Source organism: Bradyrhizobium sp. SSBR45G (assembly GCF_030159255.1).
Taxonomy (GTDB): Bacteria; Pseudomonadota; Alphaproteobacteria; order Rhizobiales; family Xanthobacteraceae; genus Bradyrhizobium.
The window spans coordinates 1-24,321 of record NZ_BSCT01000025.1; the positions used below are offsets into that span (position 1 = coordinate 1).

20 protein-coding genes, 1 tRNA gene and 1 pseudogene are annotated in these 24,321 nt (G+C 58.5%); 10 read left to right on the top strand and 12 right to left on the bottom strand.

Features of this window, described 5'->3' with window-relative positions:
- Positions 1 to 179: 179 nt before the first annotated feature.
- Together QQL87_RS24825 and QQL87_RS24830 are read right to left on the bottom strand one after the other, a co-directional pair.
- Positions 180 to 962 carry an SDR family oxidoreductase gene (locus QQL87_RS24825; RefSeq protein ID WP_284421662.1) on the bottom strand — a complete coding sequence of 261 codons (783 nt, stop codon included), beginning with the start codon at positions 960 to 962 and terminating at the stop codon, positions 180 to 182.
- Positions 963 to 1,085: 123 nt separating this feature from the next.
- Complete coding sequence (locus QQL87_RS24830) at positions 1,086 to 1,601, bottom strand: CvpA family protein (protein ID WP_284421660.1); 516 nt, start codon at positions 1,599 to 1,601, stop codon at positions 1,086 to 1,088.
- Positions 1,602 to 1,713: 112 nt separating this feature from the next.
- Here QQL87_RS24830 and QQL87_RS24835 point away from each other — a divergent pair, with 112 nt between their 5' ends.
- On the top strand, positions 1,714 to 2,475 hold the full coding sequence (locus QQL87_RS24835; RefSeq protein ID WP_284421659.1) for an SDR family oxidoreductase: 762 nt from the start codon (positions 1,714 to 1,716) through the stop codon (positions 2,473 to 2,475).
- A 28-nt stretch (positions 2,476 to 2,503) separates the two neighbouring features.
- Here the strand turns inward: QQL87_RS24835 and QQL87_RS24840 are convergent, their stop codons facing one another.
- A complete protein-coding gene (locus tag QQL87_RS24840; protein ID WP_284421657.1) occupies positions 2,504 to 4,102 on the bottom strand; it encodes a GMC family oxidoreductase in 1,599 nt (532 codons plus the stop codon).
- A gap of 177 nt (positions 4,103 to 4,279) precedes the next feature.
- Positions 4,280 to 5,713 carry a coniferyl aldehyde dehydrogenase gene (locus QQL87_RS24845; RefSeq protein WP_284421655.1) on the bottom strand — a complete coding sequence of 478 codons (1,434 nt, stop codon included), beginning with the start codon at positions 5,711 to 5,713 and terminating at the stop codon, positions 4,280 to 4,282.
- Positions 5,714 to 6,217: 504 nt separating this feature from the next.
- On the opposite strand from QQL87_RS24845, the gene QQL87_RS24850 reads away from it, so the two are divergent.
- Positions 6,218 to 6,294, top strand: a tRNA-Met gene (locus QQL87_RS24850).
- Here the strand turns inward: QQL87_RS24850 and QQL87_RS37350 are convergent.
- From QQL87_RS37350 to QQL87_RS24860, 3 genes and pseudogenes are all read right to left on the bottom strand, one after another.
- On the bottom strand, positions 6,251 to 6,919 hold the full coding sequence (locus QQL87_RS37350) for a hypothetical protein (protein ID WP_502871215.1): 669 nt from the start codon (positions 6,917 to 6,919) through the stop codon (positions 6,251 to 6,253). The two genes, QQL87_RS24850 and QQL87_RS37350, sit on opposite strands and share 44 nt — an antisense overlap.
- 189 nt (positions 6,920 to 7,108) lie before the next feature.
- Positions 7,109 to 7,903: pseudogene (locus tag QQL87_RS37355) on the bottom strand (recombinase family protein); the annotation flags it as partial.
- Positions 7,904 to 7,922: 19 nt separating this feature from the next.
- A complete protein-coding gene (locus tag QQL87_RS24860) occupies positions 7,923 to 8,111 on the bottom strand; it encodes a hypothetical protein (RefSeq protein WP_284421654.1) in 189 nt (62 codons plus the stop codon).
- Between the two features lie 1,207 nt (positions 8,112 to 9,318).
- On the opposite strand from QQL87_RS24860, the gene QQL87_RS37275 reads away from it, so the two are divergent.
- Complete coding sequence (locus QQL87_RS37275; protein WP_172181019.1) at positions 9,319 to 9,552, top strand: helix-turn-helix domain-containing protein; 234 nt, start codon at positions 9,319 to 9,321, stop codon at positions 9,550 to 9,552.
- Between the two features lie 228 nt (positions 9,553 to 9,780).
- Here QQL87_RS37275 and QQL87_RS24865 read toward each other — a convergent pair whose 3' ends face one another.
- Positions 9,781 to 10,011, bottom strand: coding sequence for a helix-turn-helix domain-containing protein (locus QQL87_RS24865; protein WP_284421653.1), 231 nt, complete (start codon positions 10,009 to 10,011; stop codon positions 9,781 to 9,783).
- Between the two features lie 1,404 nt (positions 10,012 to 11,415).
- On the opposite strand from QQL87_RS24865, the gene QQL87_RS24870 reads away from it, so the two are divergent.
- The gene (locus tag QQL87_RS24870; protein WP_284421667.1) at positions 11,416 to 12,660 is read left to right on the top strand and encodes a PLP-dependent aminotransferase family protein; all 1,245 of its coding nucleotides are present in this window, start codon (positions 11,416 to 11,418) and stop codon (positions 12,658 to 12,660) included.
- Between the two features lie 374 nt (positions 12,661 to 13,034).
- Here QQL87_RS24870 and QQL87_RS24875 read toward each other — a convergent pair whose 3' ends face one another.
- From QQL87_RS24875 to QQL87_RS24890, 4 genes are all read right to left on the bottom strand, one after another.
- Positions 13,035 to 13,742 carry a DUF3102 domain-containing protein gene (locus tag QQL87_RS24875; protein WP_284421652.1) on the bottom strand — a complete coding sequence of 236 codons (708 nt, stop codon included), beginning with the start codon at positions 13,740 to 13,742 and terminating at the stop codon, positions 13,035 to 13,037.
- A 588-nt stretch (positions 13,743 to 14,330) separates the two neighbouring features.
- Positions 14,331 to 15,653 carry a bifunctional folylpolyglutamate synthase/dihydrofolate synthase gene (locus tag QQL87_RS24880; protein WP_284421651.1) on the bottom strand — a complete coding sequence of 441 codons (1,323 nt, stop codon included), beginning with the start codon at positions 15,651 to 15,653 and terminating at the stop codon, positions 14,331 to 14,333.
- A gap of 229 nt (positions 15,654 to 15,882) precedes the next feature.
- A complete protein-coding gene (locus QQL87_RS24885) occupies positions 15,883 to 16,746 on the bottom strand; it encodes a class I SAM-dependent methyltransferase (RefSeq protein WP_284421650.1) in 864 nt (287 codons plus the stop codon).
- Between the two features lie 70 nt (positions 16,747 to 16,816).
- Positions 16,817 to 17,980 carry an MFS transporter gene (locus tag QQL87_RS24890; protein ID WP_284421649.1) on the bottom strand — a complete coding sequence of 388 codons (1,164 nt, stop codon included), beginning with the start codon at positions 17,978 to 17,980 and terminating at the stop codon, positions 16,817 to 16,819.
- 654 nt (positions 17,981 to 18,634) lie between these two features.
- Here QQL87_RS24890 and QQL87_RS24895 point away from each other — a divergent pair.
- Genes QQL87_RS24895 through QQL87_RS24920 form a run of 6 tightly spaced genes read left to right on the top strand, consistent with a single transcriptional unit; the run spans position 18,635 to position 24,278 of the window.
- On the top strand, positions 18,635 to 19,495 hold the full coding sequence (locus QQL87_RS24895) for an alpha/beta fold hydrolase (RefSeq protein WP_284421647.1): 861 nt from the start codon (positions 18,635 to 18,637) through the stop codon (positions 19,493 to 19,495).
- A gap of 17 nt (positions 19,496 to 19,512) precedes the next feature.
- Complete coding sequence (locus QQL87_RS24900) at positions 19,513 to 20,463, top strand: ThiF family adenylyltransferase (protein WP_284421646.1); 951 nt, start codon at positions 19,513 to 19,515, stop codon at positions 20,461 to 20,463.
- Between the two features lie 31 nt (positions 20,464 to 20,494).
- Positions 20,495 to 21,211: a hypothetical protein gene (locus QQL87_RS24905; RefSeq protein WP_284421645.1), complete on the top strand. Its 717-nt coding sequence runs from the start codon at positions 20,495 to 20,497 to the stop codon at positions 21,209 to 21,211.
- A complete protein-coding gene (locus QQL87_RS24910) occupies positions 21,204 to 22,088 on the top strand; it encodes a DMT family transporter (protein ID WP_284421644.1) in 885 nt (294 codons plus the stop codon). The genes QQL87_RS24905 and QQL87_RS24910 overlap by 8 nt, the downstream gene beginning before the upstream one ends.
- Positions 22,089 to 22,109: 21 nt before the next feature.
- Complete coding sequence (ectB, locus tag QQL87_RS24915; protein ID WP_284421643.1) at positions 22,110 to 23,378, top strand: diaminobutyrate--2-oxoglutarate transaminase; 1,269 nt, start codon at positions 22,110 to 22,112, stop codon at positions 23,376 to 23,378.
- Positions 23,379 to 23,426: 48 nt separating this feature from the next.
- Positions 23,427 to 24,278 carry a formate/nitrite transporter family protein gene (locus tag QQL87_RS24920; RefSeq protein ID WP_284421642.1) on the top strand — a complete coding sequence of 284 codons (852 nt, stop codon included), beginning with the start codon at positions 23,427 to 23,429 and terminating at the stop codon, positions 24,276 to 24,278.
- Positions 24,279 to 24,321 lie beyond the last annotated feature (43 nt).

The following is a 24,321-nucleotide window of genomic DNA, read 5'->3' on the forward strand; positions in this document are numbered from 1 at the left end:
TGACCGCCAGTTGAGCCTCAGTATATGTTAAAAGCCTCAACCGGACAGCCGTGGGCTCGTCCCGGCCATCCACGTTTTTCGAGGGCTTCCGAAGACGTGGATGGCCGGGACAAGCCCGGCCATGACGGCGCCGACGAAGCGGAGCGCAAATTCGTCCGCAGCTCCTTGTGATTGCGTTCCTACAGCGTCCCCGGAAACGCGCCGCCGTCGAGCAGGATGTTCTGTCCCGTGATGTAGCCGGCCTTGGCTGCGCACAGGAAGGCGCAGGCCAGCCCGAACTCTTCGGGGTCGCCGAAGCGGCCGGCGGGGTTGAGCTTGGCGCGATCGGCGAGAATCTGCTCCGGCGTGACGCCGCGCTTCTCGGCTTCGCCCTTTGCCGTCGAGCGCAGCCGGTCGGTCTCGAACGGGCCGGGCAGCAGCGCGTTGATGGTGACGTTGTTGATCACGGTCTTGCGCGACAGGCCGGCGACGAAGCCGGTGAGGCCGGCGCGGGCGCCGTTGGAGAGGCCGAGAATGTCGATCGGCGCCTTCACCGCCGCCGAGGTGATGTTGACGATGCGGCCGAACTTGCGCGCCATCATGCCGTCGACGGTCGCCTTGATCAGCTCGATCGGGGTCAGCATGTTGGCGTCGAGCGCCTTGATCCAGTCGTCGCGGGTCCAGTTGCGGAAATCGCCCGGAGGAGGTCCGCCGGCATTGTTGATCAGGATGTCCGGATCCGGGCAGGCCGCGAGCACGGCGGCGCGGCCTTCCGGCGTGGTGATGTCGCCGGCCACTTCGGTCACGGTGATGCCGGGATTGGCGGCGCGGATCTCGGCCGCGGTCTTGGCCAGCGCCTCGGCGCCGCGCGCGGTGATCGTGACATGCACGCCCTCATTGGCGAGCGCGATGGCGCAGGCGCGGCCCAAACCCTTGCTGGAGGCGCAGACGATGGCGCGGCGGCCCTTGATCCCGAGATCCACGATTGATCACTCCGATATGTCAGTGAGGCTGGAAGGAAGCTGCGCCCATTCTAGCCAACCGGATTGCCGCTGATAAGGGCAGCCGGCCTGTGCCGAATTGCATGGCTCGCCCAGGCCGCGCGCTCAGATGCGCCGTTCCTGCTTCAGGCGATCGATCAGGCTCGCGACCTCCGGCGGCAGCGAGCGGAAGCCCTTCGCGCCTGCGAGCGAGAGGATCGGCCGCAGCCGCGAGCCTTCGAGGAAGCGGGGCTGGCGATCGGGCGGAACGATCCTGTCGAACACCAGCACCAGCGTGGTCGCGACCATGCCGACCCTGATCGCGCCGAGCAGCGCGCCGCCGAGCCGGTCGCCGAAACCCGCTTCGGGACCGATTGCTCCGTCCAGCAGGATGCGGCCGATCTTGCCCAGGGCGACGCCGATGACCACGAAGGCCGCGATGAATTGCAGCCAGTTCTGCGCCAGGGGCGCCCCGTGCACGTCCTGCAGCTGCGGGCTCATGGCCGCCACCACGCCCATCGCGAGCGGCATCGCCAGCAGATAGGCCAAAATCGTGATGGCGCTGCGCAGCAGCCCGGTCGCGAAACCGCTGTAGACGGCGATCATCAGGGCGGCACAAGCGGCGAGATCGAAAGTATTCATGGCTGATATGCAGGGAGTTGTAGGCCGGCCCGGTAAACGAATCCGGTTTGCGCTGCTTCAAATCGTCTGTATCAATGCGCCGCAACAAACGAGGGAAACGCGAGGTGGTGCCATGTCGGGCCTGTTCGACGTCAGCCAGGATGTGATTCTGATCACCGGCGCGAGCCAGGGGCTGGGCCGGCAATTCGCCCGCGTGCTGTCCGCCCATGGCGCCGCCGTCGCGCTCGCCGCGCGCCAGACCGGCAAGCTCAAGGCCCTGGAGGACGAGATCAAGGCCAAGGGCGGCCGCGCTGCCGCGGTCGAGATGGACGTGACCAGCACGGCTTCGATCGCCAGGGGCATGGACGCCGCCGAGGCTGCGCTCGGCCCGGTCACGGTCCTGATCAACAATGCCGGCATCGCAGTCGAGAAGCTCGCGGTCGAGCAGAGCGAGGCCGATTGGGACGCCGTGATCGGCGCCAATCTGAAGGGCGCCTATTTCGCCGCCACCGAAGTCGCGCGCCGCATGATTGCGCGGAAAGCGCCGGGAAACATCATCAACATCGCCTCGGTGCTCGGCTTCAGCGTGGTGAAGTTCATCGCGCCCTACGCGATCTCCAAGGCGGGCGTGGTGCAGAGCACGAAGGCGCTGGCCCTGGAACTCGCCGGCAACAACATCCGCGTCAATGCGCTGGCGCCGGGTTATATCGACACCGACATCAACCACGATGTCTGGGAAACGCCGGCGGGCGAGAAGCTGATCAAGCGCATCCCGCAGCGGCGCGTCGGTCACGAGAGCGATCTCGACGGCGCCATCCTGCTACTGGCGTCCAACGCCTCGCGCTACATGACCGGCAGCGTCGTCACGGTGGACGGCGGCTTCCTGCTGACGTGATCGGCCGCCGCTCCGCCGCTCAACTCTTTCAGCGCAGCTCCGCCTTGATCATGTCGGCTGCCTTCTCGCCGATCATGATCGTCGGCGCGTTGGTGTTGCCGCCGATCAGGGTCGGCATGACCGAGGCGTCGACCACGCGCAGGCCGGACAGGCCGTGCACCTTGAGGCTCGGATCGACCACCGCGAGCGGATCGTTCGTGCCCATCTTGCAGGTGCCGACGGGGTGATAGACGGTGTCGACGCGGGCGCGCAGCAAAGCGCGGATGTCGTCGTCGGTCCGGACGCCGGAGGTGAACAGGTCGCGCGTCTGCAGGCCGCGCATCGCGGGCGTCTCCATCAGCCGCTGCGTCGTCTTGTAGCCGGCGACCATGGTCTCCAGATCGTCCTCCTCGCCGAGGAAGTTCGGGTCGATCAGCGGCGCTGCGAGCGGATCGGCGCTCTTCAGCGCCACCGTGCCCCGGCTCTTCGGCCGCAGCAGGCAGAAGTGACAGGAGAAGCCGTTGCCGTGGCGCTTGCGGCCGTGATCGTCGGTCACGGCCATGCCGAAATGCAGCTGGATGTCGGGGATGTCGATGTTGGGATCGGTCTTCAGGAAGCCGCCGCATTCGGCGAAATTCGAGGTGATCGGTCCGCGCCGTTCGCGACGATATTGGGCCGCGCCGCGCAGCAGGCGGCTGATTCCGCGCGGCGACAAGGACGAGAAGTTGGGATTGTCTGACGTATAGGCGAAGATGAAATCCGGATGATCCTGCAGGTTCTGGCCGACGCCCGGCAGATGGTGAGTGCTGGCGATGCCGAGCCTGGCCAGCGCCGCGGCGTCGCCGACGCCTGAGAGCATCAGGAGTTGCGGTGTCTGGAATGCGCCGGAGGCCAGGATCACCTCGCGCCTGCAGCGGATCTCCTTGACCTCCTTGCCCTGGCGATATTTGACGCCGACGGCGCGCTTGCCCTCGAACAGGATCAGTGACGCATGCGCCGAGGTCTCGACCCGCAGATTGCGGCGGTGGCCGAGGTGCGGCTGGACGTAGGCGCGCGCCGCGCTCCAGCGCTCGCCATTCTGCTGGGTGACCTGATAGAGGCCGAGCCCTTCCTGGGTCTCCGCGTTGAAGTCGTCGCGGATCGGAAATTGCGCTTCGCGCGCGGCCTGCAGGAAGATCTCGTGCACGGGATTGTCGGTGCGCAGCCGGTTGACCGGCAGTGGTCCCGATCGGCCATGATACTCGCCGTCGAAGTCGGCGTTGTTCTCGGCGCGCTTGAAATAAGGCAGCACGTCGTCATACGACCAGCCGGCATTGCCGAGCGCAGCCCACTGGTCGTAGTCGGCGCGATGGCCGCGGATGTAGACCATGGCGTTGATCGCCGAGGAGCCGCCGAGGCCGCGGCCGCGTGGCTGATAGCCGATGCGGCCGTTGAGCCCCTTCTGCGGCACCGTGGTGAACGACCAGTTGTTGACGGGGCCCGCGACCATCAGGAACAGCATGTATGGCGTGGTCACGATCCAGTTGTCGTTGCGTCCGCCCGCATCGAGCAGCAACACCGAGGTCGCCGGGTCTTCCGACAACCGACCTGCAACCGTGGCTCCGCCGCTGCCGCCGCCCACGACGATGAAATCGACCTCGTCCGTCACGCGTGTCTTCTCCCTGATGTCTTTTCTGTTGTTGGTCGGCATTCCCGGGTCACGCTTATCACGGGATGACGCGGCCATCTTGTGCCGAGCCTCTCATCTCGATGTTCGCTGCCACGGTTCGTCATCCCGGGAGTCCGGGTGGGCGTTTTGCGTGTCCCGGAAGGCCGATGTGTGAAGCTAGCTCAGGAATCGCAGCAGCTTCTCGATCCGTGCGATGCTCGCCCCGTAGGGCGGATAGAGATCCTTCATGCGGTTGAAGGGCGAGCGGTAGAACACCGGCTTCAGCTTGCTGAAGCTGTTGAAGCCCCATTCGCCATGATAGTGGCCGATGCCGGAGGCGCCGACGCCGCCCATCGGCTGGTTCATCTGCGCGAAATGCAGCAGGCAGTCGTTGATCGTGACGCCGCCGGAGACGGTGCGCGCCAGCACCGCATCGCGCGCGGCCTCGTCGCTGCCGAACCAGTACAGCGCCAGCGGCCGGTCGTGGGCGTTGATGTAGCGGATCACCTCGTCCGCGTCGCGATAGGTCATGACCGGCAGCAGGGGACCAAAAATCTCCTCCTGCATGATCGCCATCTCGGCGGTCGCGCCGACCACGACGGTCGGCGGGAATTTGCGCAGCTTCTTCCAGGCGGGATCCTCGGGGCTGGTCGCGCTGAGCGGCCTGGCGCCGCGGGCGATCGCATCGCGCAGCAGGCCTTCCAGCCGGGCGTAATGCCGGTCGGAGATGATCGAGGTGTAGTCGCCATTGGCGGGATCGGTGCCGAACATGCGGATCATGTGACCGTGCAGCCTGCCGGCAAACTGCTCGCGCTGCGCCTCCGGAACGAACACGTAGTCCGGGGCGATGCAGGTCTGACCGGCATTCATCAGCTTGGCATAGGCGATGCGTTCGGCGGCTTCGTCGATGTCGGCGGAGATGTCGACGATGGTCGGCGACTTGCCGCCGAGCTCGAGCGTGACCGGCGTCAGATTGCGCCCCGCGGCTTCGGCGACGATGCGGCCGACACGGGTCGAGCCGGTGAAGACGAGATGGTCGAACGGCAGGCCTGCGAACGCCTGCGCGATGCCATCCTCGATGCCGGTGACGGAGAACTCGGCCGGATCGAAATTCGCCGTGATCAATTTCTTCAGCAGCGCCGAGAACTGTGGCGTCAGCTCGCTCGGCTTGATCAGCACGCGATTGCCGGCGGCGAGGGCGCCGATGGCTGGCGCGAGCGTGAGTTGCAGCGGATAATTCCATGGCGCGATGATGCCGACGACGCCGAGCGGCTGCGGGATCAGACGGTTGCGGGCAGGGAAGAACTGCAGCGAGGTTGCGATCCGCCGCGGCGCCATCCAGCGCGGCAGCATCTTGAGCGTATGCTTGATCTCGGTCTGCAGGAACAGCGTCTCGGCGATCGTGGTCTCGACCGCGCAGCGATGGCCGAAATCGGCCGAGATCGCCTGTTCCAGCCGTTTCTCGTTGCCGGCGAGCATCGCCCGCAGCCGCTTCAAGCCGTCCAGGCGTGCGCCGAGCGACGGCGGCGGCGTGCTTCGCGACGCCTCGACCATGGCATGGAAGGCGTCATCGAGCGCCGAGAGCGGGGGGCCCTTCAAGGATTTGTCCATGGATGTCTCCTCGCGTGTCCTGCAGAGGGGGCAGGCAATCATTCTGGTTCGTTGCTCGAAGCTGCCGCGTTGCGGAACCCTTGGCAAGCGCGCTTCGCCGTTTCCAGGGGAACGGTGACGACTGGGTGCCGCCAGGGCCGGTCCACGCTCGTCATGCGCCCCCCGAGACCTTATCCCGCGGTTGTCGTGGAACTCTCGCCTGGCCCTCGGAGGCCAAGCCTTCCGCTGCGCCACGGGCGACATGAACCTACCTTATAAGGATATGAATCAACGGGATTTTCTCAATGGTCAGGGGCGTCGCGGCCGGTGTCACAATAAGGCAAAAAAACTTCCGAAAAGCCCTTTCCAAACCAGCCCTGCATTGGTACATACCGCTCGCACCCGATGGTCGAACCGGCCGACGGGCTCAAGCCTTCCAAGGAATCCTTTGGGATGTGATCGGTGGCGCTCTCGAGCGTCAGCCAGGAGCGCCCGATACTTCTCTGAAGGCCGTGCAGAAGTTAACGCGGGGTGGAGCAGCCCGGTAGCTCGTCAGGCTCATAACCTGAAGGTCATAGGTTCAAATCCTATCCCCGCAACCATCTCAACTTGCGAAACCCCGGTCCTCGTGGCCGGGGTTTTCGTTTTGAGGGAAATAGCTAGGATTCCGGCGAGGTCGCCCCGGACATCAATCTTCAGTTCACCTGCGTCCGGCGTCAGGATGATTTCCTTCACTAGGGAGCGCAGGATCTCGCCGGCCTTTAGGCGCGTTGCCTCGCTGTCGTCCCGTAACGCCTCGTGGAGAGCGTTGACCTGTTCGCGGTAGAACGTCGCCATTTCGGGATGGAGCAGGGGCGGCGGCCTTTCGGCATCGGCCAGCTCCCGCTCAAGTTCTGCCTTTCGACTCTCTAGCTGAACCATTTTAGCGTTGATCGTATCCGCCGCGCCGCCCTTGAGGATCAGATTGAGCAGCGTACCGAGTTCGCGCTCGATTCTCTTCACCTCCGCGCGCGCCGTTGCAAGCAATGCTGAACCTTCCATCCGAAGACGGTTCATTTCGCGCGTGAACTCATCGCAGAATTCCTTGAAGAGCGCCGGGTCCATTAAATGATGACGCAGAGCGTTCAGCACGCGACCTTCCACCCGTTCGCGTTGGATACTCTTTCGGTTCTCGCACGTGCCCTTGTTCCTGGCTGTCGAGCAACCGATCAGATCCGCCGAGATCATGGCGTAGCCGCCGCCGCACCATGCGCACTTTATCAAACCCGAGAATATGTACCTTGGGCGCCGACGGTCTCGGAAGCTGTTCGGTTCATCTCGGCCATCCTCTCCGCGCTTCAAATTGATGGCAACTTGCCGCGCTTTTGCGGCGTTCCAGAGTTCATCATTGATAATGCGCAATTCCGGCACTTCTTGCACGATCCACTCAGCTGCCGGATTTGGTCGCGCCTGTCGTTTGCCTGTCTCTGGGTCCTTGATAAATCGTTGCCGATTCCAGACGATTCGACCGACATACAATTCGTTGTTCAAGATGCCATTGCCGCGCTTGGCATTGCCATTGATTGTACTGAAACCCCAATCGCCGCCATTAGGCGCCGAAATGCCGTCCCTATTTAGCTCTGCAGCAATCCGCTTTGCGGATTTCCCGACGACATAGTCGCGAAAGATGCGACGCACCACCGCGGCCTCCGTCGCGTTGATCGTGCGATCTCCGCGGATCTGCTCGCCATCAGACTTGAATTGTTTGACGACGTCGTAGCCATAGGAGTTACCGCCTCCCGATTTGCCAAGCTCGACACGGCCTCGCAGCCCACGGCGCGTCTTGTCGGCAAGATCTTTAAGGAAAAGCGCGTTCATTGTCCCCTTGAGGCCGACATGTAGATGTGTGACCTCGCCTTCAGAGAGTGTAACGATCTTCACGTTGGCGTAAGCCATTCGCTTGAATAGGCCGGCTATGTCTTCTTGATCGCGCGAAAGCCGATCCATGGCTTCGGCCAGCACGACCTGGAATCGACCACGCAGGGCATCGGCAATAAGCGACTGAACGCCTGAGCGCAGCAGCGACGCGCCTGAGATCGCATGATCCGAATACTCCTCGACGATCTGCCAGCCATGCTTTTCAGCATGGGCCCGGCAGACGCGAAATTGATCCGCGATCGAAGCGTCACGCTGATTGTCAGTGGAGTAGCGAGCATAGAGCGCGACTTTCATGCCACGATCTCCTGCAAGATCAGGAGCGCTTTGCGCGACTCTCCTCGGCGATTTTTTGGTACCATTCTAGCGCCGCCCGGCGAGCCAGTAGGCGCACGAACTCCATCAAATACGGATTGAGAGTATTGGCGTTCTGTGGCGCCAGCACCAACTCCGGCTGGCTGATGCGCGCGGCATCTTTGCTCTCTTGAGCAACGGTCTCCTTCATCGTAGTGCCACGTGGTGCCTCTTGACCGACAATGGTCTGAGGCAACATCGGCGCTACGATCGAGGGCGGCAATGGTGATCGTGCCCGTGGATTTGGATAAAGGCGGGACCCTTCTTCGCATGGCATCTCGTCCTGGCGTGCCAAATCGCATTCGATCGTCGTGGAAAAACTTGCGGACGTCGGTCGGCGTGGAAGCGGATGGAAATCCTGTCATCTTCCGTCCTTTCCAAGAGCGCCGATTTTGGTTTGGCGGCCCATCCCTGCGTTGGGTCCCGGTACTCGACCTTTGCCGTCGCATTCTGTACAGCGCGGAGGGTAAATTCTATAGCCAGGCCTTGCAGGTTGCTTCACCTTCGCAAAGCCCGTGCCATCACAATCAGGACATTTTCGCTCCCAAGGAGACGCTTTTCTCATCTGCATGCTTCAGCTTTTCAATACAGAGCGAGGTCCTAGGAGCTGTCACGTTGCGGCGCGGACTGTTTGGCGCGTCGACTTAGGTCTTCTGTCTCGGAATGAAGCGGGCCGCCCAAGTGTGTATGGCCTGAGCGACGATATCCGTCGGCTCTTACGTCCGAAAGGGCAAGCGCGTACCCGTGAAACTGCAGATTGCTTCGATCAGGAGGCGGATGGTCCGTGCATCCCAATCGAGTTGCTCGACAGGCGCATCCCAGTACTCAGACATTACGTAGGCCGCGTGACGTGCTTTTACACCGAGATCGGCTGTTGTGCTCGCGGGCGTTGCCAAGATCGATAGCTCAACAGGATAGAGCCGCGCCAGGACAGCCTCCGTTTTACTGATACCGGCCTCGGTATTCTCTCCCGGCTCAGTCGTCGGTTGCGAGCCGCGTTGGAGTGCATTGATTGACCCGTCGGTTGGGTCTTGAACGGCGGATAATTCCGCAACAAGCGTATCAAATTGCTCGGCTAGCGCTAGCAATGCGCTCTCATTTCCGTGGGGTTCATCTCGGCGAATTGCATCGGTGGGAGTTCGGGCATGTTCAAGCTGCCGACCCCCTACCTCCCTGCGTTCGGACACCGCAACCTCCCTACCTGCAATGACCTGTCCAGCCGCGTAGCGACCCCTTCGGTCATCTGCCGGCGAGTGACGCTTATGGAATTTATTCTATAGCAATTTCGCGCTCGCGGCCATCGTTTTTATGGAAAAGATTCCATGGTACGATTTTGAATCCGATGGCCTACCGTGCGGATGGCACGGAAGGACATTCAGGCGGCACGCCGCATCCTGGCGCATCACGTACGTCGGCTGCGAGTTGCTCGGCAAATGAGCCAGGAGGACTTGGCGGACGCCGCGGAGCTTTCCCAAGACCAGATCAGCGAAATCGAGAATGCAAAGCACAGCACCACGCTAGACAATATTCAACGGCTAGCATTTGCTCTCGGCGTCGCTGTAGCCGACCTTCTCCGTGAAGAGCGCAGTTGATCGAAGCGTTCACAGGGCGAGGCTGTCGCTGTTCTCAAACTGGAAGATTATTGGCCGGCCTTCCTGCCGGGTCTGCATCATCGCACCGCGTACGCAACTAGCGTATTGGGATGGTTGTGCATGAGCGCGGCGCTGCAGCGATCTAGTTGATAACACGTAAACTTTCGGAGGCCAGCAATGAAATGGGGACTGAGAGTGGGGACGGTAGTGCGCGACAAATCGTGATCATCACGCCTGATCAGGCCCAGTCACCGGCGGTCGTCCTGGCGCACGGCAAGACACCATGTTTCTCTTGTCCCAAGCATCGAGTTCGCCAATCGGATATAGGACCGCTTTCCCGATTTTGACGAACGCCGGGCCTACGCGCATCGCTCGCCAGTTACGGAGGGTCCCGACGCTCACTGAGCCACGGTAGCGGTCCGAGACTTCTTCCGCCGTGAGATATTTTCGATTGTCCATTGCCGCACTCCCGGTCACGCGACCATGAAAGCAGTAATTCACGGTCCTGGCCGCTCTCGGAAGCTGGATGCATCGTGGATAGTGAAAGAGAGGGCTAACGGCGACGCAAAGGCGGATCGTCGACGTCAACCCGAGATCCGGCCGAACATTTCGATGAGATCGATTACGTGAAAATCACGAAGGAAATTCTCGATCTGGCGAGGCACGTCGTGGAGTAGAAGGCCGCCACCTTCGAGCCTCGCAAGTTCGAAGATCAGTATGGAACGGCTCTGGTCGACCTCATCAACCAAAAGCACGCCGACTGCCGAATAGTCGGAGGGAGCGCCCCCGTTGCGAGAACGTCGTCGACCTGATGGATACGTTGCGCGAGCGTCGGCTCCGTAGCGACAGAGACCAAGGCTCGGATCTGAGTCCTGAGCTCGATCCAAGCTGACCAGAAGGATCTCCTGATGCTCTCCCGGTCTTTCTGCTTCACTGTCGTCGGGAGAGCCTGCACCTCTCCCGCGAAAGGACGTCCTCATCGATATCGGTCGGCGCCTTGATCTCGCCCCGCGCTAACTTCACGCGCAAGGCTTCGGCCTTTCCGGTCGACTGGCGGCAGGCCGACTTCCTCCGCGAGAGCTGATCGACCAGCGTGTTGCGCGACAACGGATAGGTGGCAACCTGCTTGCGAAGATCCTCCCTTCGACGGCCGTCTATCGGCTGTGGTCGATGTAGAACCACACAGGAAACCACTTCCGTTGCACGTGAGCCTGGAACTGGAGGTACTGCGCCGGCTCGGCGACCTTTTCGTTCCATAGGAAGTTGCGGACGACAGCGTCGGCCGTGACGTGCTTGCGGATGACCTTCGTTCGCTCCCTTCTCGACCTCCGAGATCGACTCGATGTCGCAGATCCTGAGCTCTGGCGCGCCCTTCTCGTCGAACTCGCCTTGGCGAGCGACAAATCCAGAATAGCGGCCTACCGCACAAACTCGGTCAACTGAGCAACGGTACCAGCCTGTCTGAACAGAGTTGCGCGCAGATAAATGCTGGAACAGCTCACGAGATCGATGCCAGAAACATGGTCACATATCGACGCCGGCTGACAGTTCGCCCGAACATTGTTCCGATTGTTGAGTCCTTAGCCTTCCCGCTTGAAAAATGAGAATCTCTGCATCTTGGTCGGCGCAACACGCCTGTGCAGAAGCCTGCTCATGAGAAGGCAATAATGCAACTACGTTTGTCGATTGAGTGGTGGCAGCACGCGCCAAAGGGACAATCAAGTAGCAGATCCAAATTCAAGCCTAAAGTGGCGGTTTAAGAAAAAACAATCTTGGGCGTTGAATTACTAACGCGGGACCGCAATTGTTATGGCTGCATGAAGCCTGCAGCCGTCGACTTCGTAAAGGTGAGCCATGGAAGCAATGCAATTGACACGACTCGTTCAGCGTTTGGTGGAGGAAGAGCACGGCTCCTCTAGTATCCTACATCTGACTGCTAACGAGAATGTTCTGTCGCGCCTCGCGTCCAGGTTCGTGGCTGGCGCCCTGTACGGGCGGTACCATCTGGGGCACGCCAACAAGCGGGAGATCGAACGATTCGCAACAACGTTTTCCGGCCTAATTCTTAGGTCACTTTCGAGCGTACACGAAATGGAACAGGAAGCCCTGCGGGCATCTCGCGTACTGTTCGGCGCTGCCTACGCGGATTTCCGCCCTCTATCAGGGGTCCATGCGATCATCGCGACTCTCTCAGCTCTGACCTCACCCGGCGACACCATCTATTGCCTGAGGCCAACTGAGGCAGGACATTTTGCGACGGCCAACATAATCGGTCGGCTCGGACGACACTGCAGCTACCTTCCGTGGAACAATGAGTGTTCCGACTTGGATCTAAACCAGGCCACTGAGCTGTTCAAGAAAGTGCCTCCCAATGCCATTTATCTCGATCATTCTGGATCATTGTTTCCGCTTAACATCCGCGGTCTTCGCAGACTTGTCGGTAAGGAGACCCTAATAATCTACGATGGATCGCACCCGATGGGCTTGATTGCAGGGAGAATGTTTAAAAATCCCCTGGAAGACGGCGCGGATGTGCTGCAGGGAAGTACCCACAAGACCTTCCCAGGCCCTCAGAAAGCGATCGTGACCATGAATTCATACGAGTTGTGGCAGCGTTTTTCGAGGACGATGGATTCTTTCGTGTCTAGCCAGCATTCCGGTGACACTATGGCGCTGTACCTCTCGATGCTTGAGATGGAGGTATTTGCCAGCGAATACGCGGCGCAGGTCCTTAAGAACTCGAGCGCGCTCGCTCGAGCACTTCAGGAGCGAGGGTTTAGAGTATTTTCGAGAGATGGTGAGCTCCCGGTATCGCATCAGGTGCTCTTGATGGGTTTTGATAGCGGAGAGCATTTGCTTGGAGCCCAGAAGCTTCTTGATTGTGGCATCAGCGTCAATTCCAAGACTGCTCTCGGGAAAAGTATAATTCGGATCGGCGTGCAAGAGTCGACCCGTAGGGGCATGAAAGAACCAGAGATGCGTCGGATTGCCGATCTTTTCTGGGACGCGTTGGCTGGTATAGATAGCGCTCATAATATTCAGCGTAAGGTGGATGATCTCCTTCTCAGGCATCAGGATATCCGGTATTCGTTTGATAACCTTTGCTGAATTCGAGCGCGTGGTGCAAGTCGACAGCTCATACCAAGTTGGAGCCCGAAGGGGCTCCAGGTTGACGGGGCCAGCCGGAGCTATTCTCCTTCGCCCGGGGCGGAACTAATGCGGACAAAGTGATGGCCATGTCCGAGCCTGACGTGGGAGGGATGGGTGCCATCCACTAGCCACTGCCTTGGCCGCTCCGACGGTTATTATTGATCTTCTCCGTCCCGGTACCTTCCACGTCGACAGCGACAATCGGGTAGGCAATCTGCTGTCATCGGCTGCCGAAGCGACTCTGAAAGTTGAAGGGACGAAACAAAGAGCACTTGCGCATGGAGCGTCACCGGAAAGCAGTCTGTTTCGAGATAAATGAGCCGCCAAGCGACTTATTCCGGCACCTCGATTGGCGAAATGTTTGGAGACAAAGCGCTTTCAATCAGTGAGATGAGCTCACGTCCCGTGAATAACATATCGCCTCTTAGAATGTCTTGGACGCGCGCCAAATCGACCGGGTTCAGACCCTGAACAAGTATAGAAACGAGCTCCGCCAACGCCTCGCGATGAAGTCCTAGGCAGGAGTCGTCGGACTGCAACTGCAGACGGGACGGCGTCTTGCCGAGCACCGCTGGGCGCGGCTCTGTTTGCTGAGCAGCAGATCGAGCCGTCTTCAACTCTTCGCGGAGTCTCGAAATGGGAATCTCCTCGCCGGCCTCTACTCGAGCCATGACGACATGGACGAAACTCTCAGGTGTGCTTGATGAAGAAAGGAGGTAAAGGATAGAAGGTGGCAAATGTGCAACAGTCGGGCCCTTACCAGATGCCCAACCAGCGACACGCATGTAGGCCTGAGCGGTGCGGGCAGGAATCGAGACCTCGCTCTCGACCCAGCTTAGGAAGGCTCCGTGCGAAACATGGCGCTTCGCTTCGATCAATGCTTTCCCAATTTGAATTATTGAAGTTGCGCACTGGCGTCGAATTCGATCTGCCTGACCCTTGAGAAATTTTGCGACCGGCGGCGATAGGCTGGCGTAATCGAACGCTGGATTCGTGATCGCTTCGACGCGTTCGACTGAAAATCTTTGGTGACTGCCCAAGGTTCCCTCCACGCTCTTTCGACGCTCTTGTATGAAACACCGTCAGATTGCCGTCGTGTTCAGAAGCACCCGTGGTTGACGGTATCTAACTAATCCTTCTGGGATAAGAAAGGGCCGATTGTCTGCACCATGCTGGACAAATAGCCAGTTGCGATGAGGCGAGTGCTGAGCGGCAGGGGTAGAGATATAGTGGACTGGCAGCGCGCTCTGGGGACCCACTTGATTCCCGCCAAGAGTCACCGATTGACGCATTTCCATCGGCTCGGCCGCGAGGAGATCCTGGGGGGTACAGGTGCGGTTGACCGTGGCACGATGCTAGTCTCAGGTGGGCATGGCCGCCGTCTAGACGAGAAGCTGAGAGCGCTGTCTGGGCCGAACCGCCCCGTCGTAGAGTTTCTGCGACCGCGCCAGCGCGCGCCTACCCCGGCTTGATAACGAAAACTAATGAATTTATGGGAGTTCTACGAGGCTTGGCCTGGGGCTCCGGCCGGAAAAGCGGTGCGCACCGGCCGCATAAATGTTGTGCGCGCTATCCTGGCTACGCCTCCTTTCTCCTCATGGCTGAGTTTGCGCACTTAGCACCGCGGGTCACCCGATAATGATAGCGTCGGCCGGTGAACTCCCCGTCAGCAGGCGTACGACATCAGCCGAAAAATAGAGTGACCCTATGACATACAGAGTCGCCCCGCCGCGCTTAGCTTCGTCTATCGCTAACTCGAGAGCTTTGGGTAGATCCTCTGTGACCGAAACAACATTTCCGCCACAGTCCCTAAAGGCGTTCGCTAATTGGTCCGGATTCAATCCACGCGGTCCCGATCTTGAAACAATGATGGAAGCCGCGAGCTGCACAAGTATGTCGGCGATCCCTTGCCAATCCTTGTCCTCTGAAACGCCGACAAGCAGAACGCGCCGTTCTTGTCGCCATCTTAGCAGTGTACTGACCACGCCCTTCACCGAGTCAGGTGTATGTGCAGCATCCACCACGATCGTTGGATTCGTGCGGATGGTTTCCAGCCGCCCGGGGACCGAAAGCCCGTTCCACGCAGTGCCTGCGACGCCGATCCAGTCTACATCGGGCCCAATGTCCGGTTCGGTGAAGTGTTCGGCTAAGGCTAACGCGACGGCGGCATTGTTTAGTTGATACTGTCCAAAGAGCGGTAATCTAACAGAACGATCTCCGGAGGAGGCTCTGGCTCGCACTCGCGCGCGAGAACCATTAACATCCTCCGCGTAATCGTAAAGGCAAAACCGATCAGTCGCTCGCACCATCTTGATGTCGCGCCGTGACGCATAATAGCTCACACGGTCGACAAGTGTCGGGTCAATGGCGCCAAGAATTGCAGTCGAATGCGTTCCGCCAATGTCGAGCTTGTCGCATGCGATCTGATCGACAGTTCTACCTAAGAGGTCGGTGTGTTCCAGTTCAACGGAAGTTAGGCCAAATAATTTAGCTCCAACCACGCTAGTGGGATCGAGGCGACCACCGATTCCTCCCTCAAGGATCGCACAATCGACTCGTTCGTCCTGGGAGAGAAGGACTGCTGCTAAGAACAGGATTTCGAATCGGGCAAAGGTTTCCTGGTATCGACGACTGACCGTAGTCGTCGCGTCTAGAACCCGCTGTAAGAGGTCCTCAAATTGCGCGTCGTTAATGGGATCTCCATTTAGCGCGATGCGCTCAGATGGTGAAATGAAGTGCGGTGAGGTATGTCGCACTGTACGCAGGCCGATTGAGCGCAACAGCGCGTCGGTCATCGCTGCCACTGAGCCTTTGCCCTTAGAGCCGGTGATGGCGATTGAGGGCGGGCACACAATGCCCTCGTTTTCCAGTACCGCTGACACTCGTCGAAGACATATAGTGGAAACAAAGCGCGGCATAGCCGCGAGCCGTTCGATTGCACTATTGACCATGAACTTCTTCCCTTCATGTCCGGGCGGTTGAGAATAGGCTGCGAAGTCTTGGGAGCGTCGCGGCGAGCGGCCCGTGATCGTCAACCAAGAGCCCTCGACTGGCGGGATCGCCCTGCGACCAATTTGCCTCGACGGGGCTTTCCGGGCCGCCCACGGCAAGTGCCGGGCACGCCAGCGATTCCGCCCGCAGGCGAGAGGAGCGGTCTGTTCGTCGTTCTACGATCAATGATCACGGCGACTTATCCGCTTTGTTCGACCTCGCCACAACAAGATAGAAGGTCTCCCGAAAGACGAACGAGGGCATATCCAACAATGACGGCGGATCGGCAGCCAGGGCAGCCCATGTCCTAATGTCTCGCGATGGCAGCTCATAATATTGCGCGATCGAGCAATAGTAGCGCAGAAGCTCGGAGACGTAATGGCGCGCCTGGTGAGCCAGTGGGAAGCGGTGTTTAACTGTGTACTTCACACGCTTTAGGACATTGACATCATGGCGTGTTAGCCGGTCGGCGAGCGAGCCTCCGCACCAAGGCCCTAACCGCTTGCTTTGATTGCCTCGCTCAATTCGTGCGAGTTGCAATCGCAAGAGCAGTCCTCGATCCAGCGGCGCCAGCGTCGTCTCCCTGACGTCAACCTCCTTTATCGCGATCCGGCCACCAGGTTTGAGCACACGGCGAAATTCGTCGATGCACACATTGAATTCGTCTTCCAAGAGATATTGAACTACGTTGGCACACCAGACGTGGTCGAAAACGCTTTCGGCAAATGGGATACGCGTCACGCTGCCTACGCGTGCTTCTACTGGCGTAATGAGAGGTTCGCGCGCGAGCCGTCCGTTGAGAGCGTTGATAGCTTGTGCGGAGATGTCGATTGCCGAAATACGCCCGGACGGACCCACTTGCGTAGCTATCCGAGCCAGGAGGTCTCCGCCACCGCACCCAGCATCCAACACTCTGGACGATCGTCCGATTTGCGCGTCACGGATGGCGCTGTTGTATTCTGTTTCAGCGATGGCGTAATGGTTCGAGAGATGACCCGCGTTGGAGGCTCTCTCGAGCTCCGGGAGCGCGAGCCGTCGGTCTGACGCATACATTTGCACACTACCTTCTTCTGAGGAGGCGTTCACGTGAATGCCCACGTAACACACAACACGTCATTGTCGTTTAGAGCGAGGTCTTAACGCGCAGCAGCAGACGGAGCACAATCAGCAAAGAGATGGCCGAGAGCATCACTGCAGCCCGGATATCTATCAGCTCAGAAACGCAGCCAAAGACGAGAGCTCCAAGCGCAGGCCCGGCCTTTAGCAAAATGTTGTATAAACTGTTCAAACGCCCGCGATATTCAGGGTGGACGCCGAGCTGAATCGCGCTGATCACCGCAATATTGTTCAGCGATAGGAATATGCCCAGTGCAAAGGCGCCGCCTAGGGCGATAGCCTCCTTTGGGCTGACTCCGTACAAGAGCAGTGCAATTGCAGCTCCGCTCATTGTGACGCTGATCGACGTGAGTTGATCCATCAAACGGATGGAAGCAAGAAGGCCGCCGGCTAGACCTCCAGCAGCAAGAAACGAGGCCAATCTGGCCAACGTATCGACACCCCCGCCAAGGACGGTCTCAGATATGGCCGAGCCCAGCGACAAGATTCCGCGCGCCGTGAGAGCCAGTGTAGTGAACGCGCTCAGGAGAATCCACAGTTGCGGATTGTGACGCAGATGCGCGATACCATCGCGTATCTGTACGTCGACAGGGAGGTGCGTTGATCTCGCTGACATCGCGTCGGCGAGAGTCCGGACAGGCGGGCTCATGATTGTCGACGGAACATACGCAGCGACCACGACCGCTGCGGCCGCCTGCAAGCCGTGATTAGAAATTAACCAGCCAGCGATCACTGGCCCCAAGAATGATGCCCCATTACTGGCTAGCGAATTGAGTGTGACGAGCCGTACGTAGTTCTCCCGCTGGACCATCAATGGGATGAGAGAGAGCCGTGCTGGCAAGCTAAAGGCGGTGCAGATCCCGAGCCAGGCCGAACATACAAGTATCCAGAAGGGTGCAACCGCTCCAGATGCAACGAGCGTTAGTAGTGTCAGGCCTTGGATGCATGCCGCCACTTGACTGAGTCGGTAGATCGCGGCTGGGTCCGCGCGATCTATGATCGCGCCCGCAGGTCCGCTGGTGATCAGCGTCGAAACAAGATCGGATACTGCAATCGACGCAACCCATACACTCGAGTGGGTCATCGTCCACATTGCCCAGGCCATGGAAAGCCGTTGCGCGGACAGCCCTGTAAGTGACACTGCTACGGCTGCGATCATCAGGAAGGGCATATAGCCGCTCCCGAGTCGGTGAGCATGGTGATATGTCGGGATCGAGTGTAAGCGACCAAAACAGGTCGTCCAGCACGCATACGCTGTGGTCGCTCAGCGAGATCATATCCAAGATGGCCTAAAGTCATCATTTTCCAACGCCACAGAACGCGAGGACTGGGCGGCGAATGATCCTGAGGCGCAAATGCGCAGCCATTGCGCTTTTGACCCAACCAATCTCCCACGTGCCTGCCTCGCCTCGCATGCTCATTGAAGGGCCAAAATTCTCACGGGGTGGTTTCGGCCCATTCGGTTCTCGACGATCAGATCTCGCTGAGCCGGATCAATGCGACCCACGAACGGAGCTCGCTTTCATCGCGCATCATGCGACGCAGGTGCGGACCTAGCAAGGATTTCGCGTGTCTGATTGATCGATCCGTTATCAAAAAGCCTGATACATGTATCAGCGCTTCTGGTTATTGCAGGCAGCGTACCTCTGCTACCTTTGGTATTGCCACTGAGTTTTGCGGGCTAGCGATCGGAGTGACCATGCGAACGGGTTACGATGCATCTACGGGGTGTTTGGTATCATCGATTCCAAGTCGACATCCGCAGGCAAACTTAGCGCTTATCAGCCACTCTTCGAATCGGCCGGGTCTAGAACGCGCGCCCGTCTTGTTCTTCCACGGCGCCACCGTCCCGACGTTTATGACCTCAGCGTTTCGGATCGACGGCACCTCGTGGTTCGACGCGTTGGCCGCTGCTAAGCGTCCGATCTACGGGATCGATCTTCTTGGATATGGCGAGTCGGATCCATACCCGTCCAGCAGCGAGGGCGAAGAAATCAATCCCGCTGACTTTGGCCCGGGACGAGAACTTGTTTCCGAGATTGACGTCGTTGTGGACGCAATCCGTCGGGAGTGCCACGCCGACAAGGTACACATTATCGCAATCTCGCGTGGAGCAATTCCGGCCGGCTACTACGCGACTGAGCACCCAGAAAAGGTGCAGACGATCACGTTTCACGGACCGATAACCAGGCAGGTGGGGCTGGGCCGCTCGGTCTCGCAGAAGTACTTTGGCGTCCCCGAACTGCCGCGTGTTTCGCACTTTGCGGTCAGCGCCAAAGAGAGATTCGTGCTTCTGCGCGATGATCGCCCGGCTGGGACGGAGTCGCCTCTTGAGGAGGACTTTGTCCGCAATTGGGCGGCGATCTATAGCCAGCGGGCGCACGGAGATGCCAGCAAGGTCGATGAGCCTATTCGCGCGCCGATGGGCTTCGCGGTCGATATCTTCAATGCGTGGGAGGATACGTATTTCGACGAGACACGTCTCACGATGCCGACCTTCATTATTCGTGGCGAATGGGACCAGTATCTCACGCCGGCCGTAAGCTGCCAGCGGATGTTCGAAGTAATCTCGAACTCACGGAAGCTCTATCTGCAGCTGCCAGAGGGCACACATTCGATGATGTTCGAGCGGTGCCGCCGCGCTCTCTATCGGCACACATCACAGTTTCTTATTGAAAACGAATGAGCGGTCAGGAGAGTCATATGTATAAGCGCCCGCGTATCATCAAGCTTGACGGCAAACGGGATCCAGAATTCTATCGTGAGCGTACAAAGCGCAATGAGCTTTTTCTCGGAATCGATCCAGAGCAAATGAATCGCTCGCAGCAGCGACTCGCCGGTGCGGTCGTCGGGGTAGCGGGGTCAGGCGGACTAGGCGGTGGTCTCGCGATGATGCTTGCCCGACTTGGCGTTGGACACATCAAGATCTGTGATCCAGATAGCTTTGAGATATCCAATATCAATCGGCAGCTCGGCGCGACCCCGAACACCATTGGTCACAACAAATCGATGGTGGTCGGCAACTTGATCCACGAGACGACGCCGGATGTTACTGTTGAGATCTTTCCGGAGGGAATGCAGAAGCACGTCGCGAAGGAGTTCGTCGACGGATGTGATCTACTAGTCGACTGTGTCGACTTCTATCTGGTCGATCAGCGTTACGATATGCATAAGGCGTTCCGCGAAAGCAAAACGTGCAAAAGCTGCGTCGCTGGAACAGTTGTGGGGTGGGGGGCAAACGTATACCACTTCACTCAAGACGGACTCACCTTGGAGGAATTTTACGGGATTCCGCCAGATGCGCAGCAGACAGAAGAAGTAGTCGATAAGCTTGTGAAGCTGCAGGCGTCATTCCTTCCGCGGTTTCCCAGCAAGGACGCCATCTACGACTATATGCGTGATACGGGGAATGTCCCAATTCTGTCACTTGCGCCGGCGCTAGGGCAGTACATGATCGTTGCACGGGCAGCGCTCATACTTATGGGGCTCGACAAAGCGCCGTACTGTACTGAGTTGCCCCCAATGCCCTCTTATCTGTGGATGGACGCCTCAACAATGGAGTGCGGCGTCTACGAATTCAACGGCGAGTTCGTGAATGAGGAAGAGTTCGACCAGCACTTCACGCCACGGCTTCTCGAGCCATCTCTCGCGTAGCTGACTAGTTCGAGAGTTTGGAGAGGCAAACATGACAATCAGACAGGACGGTGAAGCTGCGGAATTTGTGTTAACCAGGCGTGTCAATAGTGCCAAAGATCTGGAAGCGGTAACGTCTTTGTGGCGGTCCGTCTACGGGAGCGAGTTCGGGTGGTTGAGCGACGACGCGAACCCTGTCACTGACGGCTTTCACGAACGTTCAGATTATTATGTCTCTTGGCTCAATGGCCTGGTGCCAGTCGGAACAATGCGCATTGTGCGAGCCCAGCAAATGGGCTTCCACATCACCGATGCGGTTGATGTCCGATCCCTCTCGAGCCGTCAGCCGTTGGTGGTCGAGGTGCAGCGCCTGATGGTGGTCGGAAAGTTCCGCGACAAGCGTTTTGCAGGTGCTCCATTTGGAATCTACGGTTGCATGGTGAAGGCCTGTCTTCACCATGCCGTAGCGTACGGGGTGGACACTATTCTGGCCGACTGCCATCGAGATATGGCGATTAGCCCCCTCAAATCCATGAAGCAGATGGGGTTTCGTGAAACGGGAGACACGTATGTGGACAGCATGAACGGGTTAGTCTGCGTGATCCTAACGATCGATACCAAGGCGTGGCTTCAGAAGATCTACACGAACCAAAATCCCTTTAATCAGTATCTTCTGGACATGAACGACTGGAGCCCTGGGTTCGCACAAATATCCGAACAAACCGGTAAACGGAACGGGCCGTCAACGAAGGAACGAGCTCATGCATGAGGCCAACGTCGAGCAAGGGGTCGGGAGATCGGGCGCGCACCTAGGGGTTTTGACTATTGTGCTCGCTCTCCAGATTCTTCCGTTCTCCGACATCATGGCAAAATACCTCGCTCTGAGTGTCCCCGTCATTCAGGTCATCTGGGGGCGCTTCTTTTTTCACTGCATTGCTACCGGTATCTATTCGTCGGTCGCGTACGGGCCGCGCTATCTCAAGCCGACTCTGTCGAAAATGCTCCTACTTCGAAGTGCGGCCTTGTTTGCCGCAGTAGGACTGTTCTACGTGACGATTCACTATCTACCGTTGACCACGTCACTAACGCTCTGGTTCGTCGAGCCATTCATTCTGACGCTAATGGCCGCAGTTATCCTGAAGGAGAGAGTGACGCGCCTTCAGTGGGTAGCCATTGCTGTCGGGTTTATCGGCATTCTGATCGCAGTACGGCCGACATTTGTGGCACTGCACTGGTCGTATGGAACGGGTCTCCTTGCGGGCTTCTTTTACGCGCTATTTCTATTCTTGACACGATTCATCGACGCCAAGGTTCCGTCCGTGGTTTCGGTATATCACACGGGACTCGTTGGCGGCGTAATTGCTTCCCTAGCTGTCGCCCCGGTCTGGGTGAGCCCAAGCGGTGAGCAGTGGATATTGCTGGTTGCTACTGGAATCATCGCAGCCGTCGCACACCTCCTTATCATAAAGTCGTTCGAATGGTCGAACGCGAGCACGATTGCACCATTTACCTATACCGAAGTGGTGATGGGTGCGATCCTTGGTTATGTGGTGTTCAATGACGCGCCGGATGCATACTTATTCGCAGGGCTCGCGATCATCGTCGCTTCGGGGATCGCGCTGCTGAGAGCGAAGCACGACGAATAGGTGGAATAGTAGGAGGGTGTCATGAACGTGCAAGGCATTGATGTCGAGTCTGAGGTTCGCAGTTACTGTCGATCGTACCCAGCGACGTTTTCGCGGGCAACGAGTGCCTTTATGGTGTCCGAGACGGGCGAGCGTTACCTCGATTTCCTGTCGGGGTGCGGTGCGCTGAATTACGGTCACAACAACGTTCATCTTAAGTCCGTTCTAATGGACTACTTATCCGCAGATGGAATAGCGCTGGGGTTAGATCTGAAAACGGGAGCAAAGAACGCCTTTGTGGAGGCGTTCTCCAATCTGATCTTAGGGCCGCGGAGTCTTCCCTATCGGATCCAGTTCCCGGGGCCGACCGGCGCTAATGCTGTTGAAGCGGCGATTAAACTGGCGCGAAAAGTCACCAAGCGGACCAATATTGTTGCGTTCTCGAATGCATTCCACGGCTGTTCGCTCGGCGCGTTGGCGTTGACGGCAAACTCATATAATCGGGAGTCGTCAAGCCCTCTGCTGACTCATGTTGATAGGGCGCTCTACGATGGATATCTCGGCTCGGATATCTGCACGGCGGATATTCTTGACAGGCAGTTAGGTGATCCATCGGGAGGGCTGGACAAGCCGGCGGCGATCATCGTTGAAGTGGTGCAGGGAGAAGGGGGGCTCAACGTCGCAAGCCGCAATTGGCTGCAGAAAATTGCCGCCATTGCGGCAAAAAGCGGAGCACTATTCATCGTTGACGAGATTCAGGCCGGATGCGGTCGAACCGGCAGTTTTTTCAGTTTTGAGAATTATGGGGTCGTTCCAGATATTGTGACGATGGCAAAATCGGTATCAGGGTTCGGATTGCCAATGTCTCTGGTTCTGTTGCGCCCTCAACACGATGTCTGGTCTCCCGGCGAGCACAACGGCACGTTTAGAGGCAACAACCATGCGTTCGTGACGGCCACTGCCGCGCTCAGACACTATTGGGCGGACGAAAAATTTGAACTGTCGGTTCGTCATAAGAGCGAGGTTCTATCCGATCTCCTCGGAGATTATTGCGAGTCGCGCCCCTTCCGCCCAAAGGGGCTGGGCCTAATGCAGGGGATCGATGTGAAGGATCCGCGCGTGGCCTCGGAGGTTAAGGCCGAAGCGTATCGGCAGAAGATCGTGGTGGAGCTGTGCGGTCCGTTGGATGAAGTAGTCAAACTGATGCCGCCACTGACGATCTCGGAAGAGGATCTCGTGGAAGGAGCCCAGAGGCTATTGGCGATCGTGGACGAGGTATTTGCCAGGCAGACGTTGGTAAGTGTGGACTAAGAGATCAGTGAGCGAGTGTCACCGGGGGTGTTCTGGGAGGCTAGAGAAATGTCATACGTGCAACCGCCCGAGTTTGTCACCAAGATGATAGACGCCGGTCAGGCGAAGGTTGCTATGGGTACCCGGGACACCTTAGTGCGGTCATTTATGGCTGGAGCGATCTTGGGGTTGTCTGCAGCCTTTGCGGTTTCGGTCACCGTGCAAACTGGGCAACCCCTCGCGGGGGCTGTCCTGTTCCCCGTCGGTTTTTGTCTTCTCTATCTTATGGGCTTTGATTTACTCACAGGCGTCTTTACATTGGTCCCTCTGGCATTGATTGATAAGAGGCCAGGAGTGACGGCTCTGGGCGTTCTGCGCAATTGGTCGCTGGTGTTCGCGGGGAATTTCGCGGGCGCCCTAACGGTCGCGATCCTTATGGCTATTGTTTTCACTTATTGCTTCAGCGTACCGGCGAATGATGTCGGCGTGAAGATCGGGCATATCGGCGAAAGCCGCACTCTAGGATATTCGGCTCACGGAGTCGCTGGGATGGTTACGCTCCTTGTCCGAGGAATCCGTTGTAATTGGATGGTGTCGACAGGCGTTGTCGCTTCGATGATGTCGACGTCCGTGACCGGAAAAGTGATCGGAATGTGGATGCCTATAATGGTCTTCTTCTACATGGGCTTTGAGCATTCGATAGTTAACATGTTTCTGTTTCCTTCCGGACTAATGCTTGGTGGTAGATTTTCGATTGTCGATTATCTCGTATGGAACGAAGTCCCCACTATCGTTGGCAATGCTATAGGGGGACTCGCATTTGTGGGCTTATCGCTCTACACCAGCTTCGCATCTGCCCGGGAAGGGCGAACGGCACTCAATAGCACAGCAACTTCGGCAAAGGTCATAGAGTTCGGCTAAGAGTTGTTGAGGTAAGGGGCGGCCGACTTTCGTATAGCTTGGC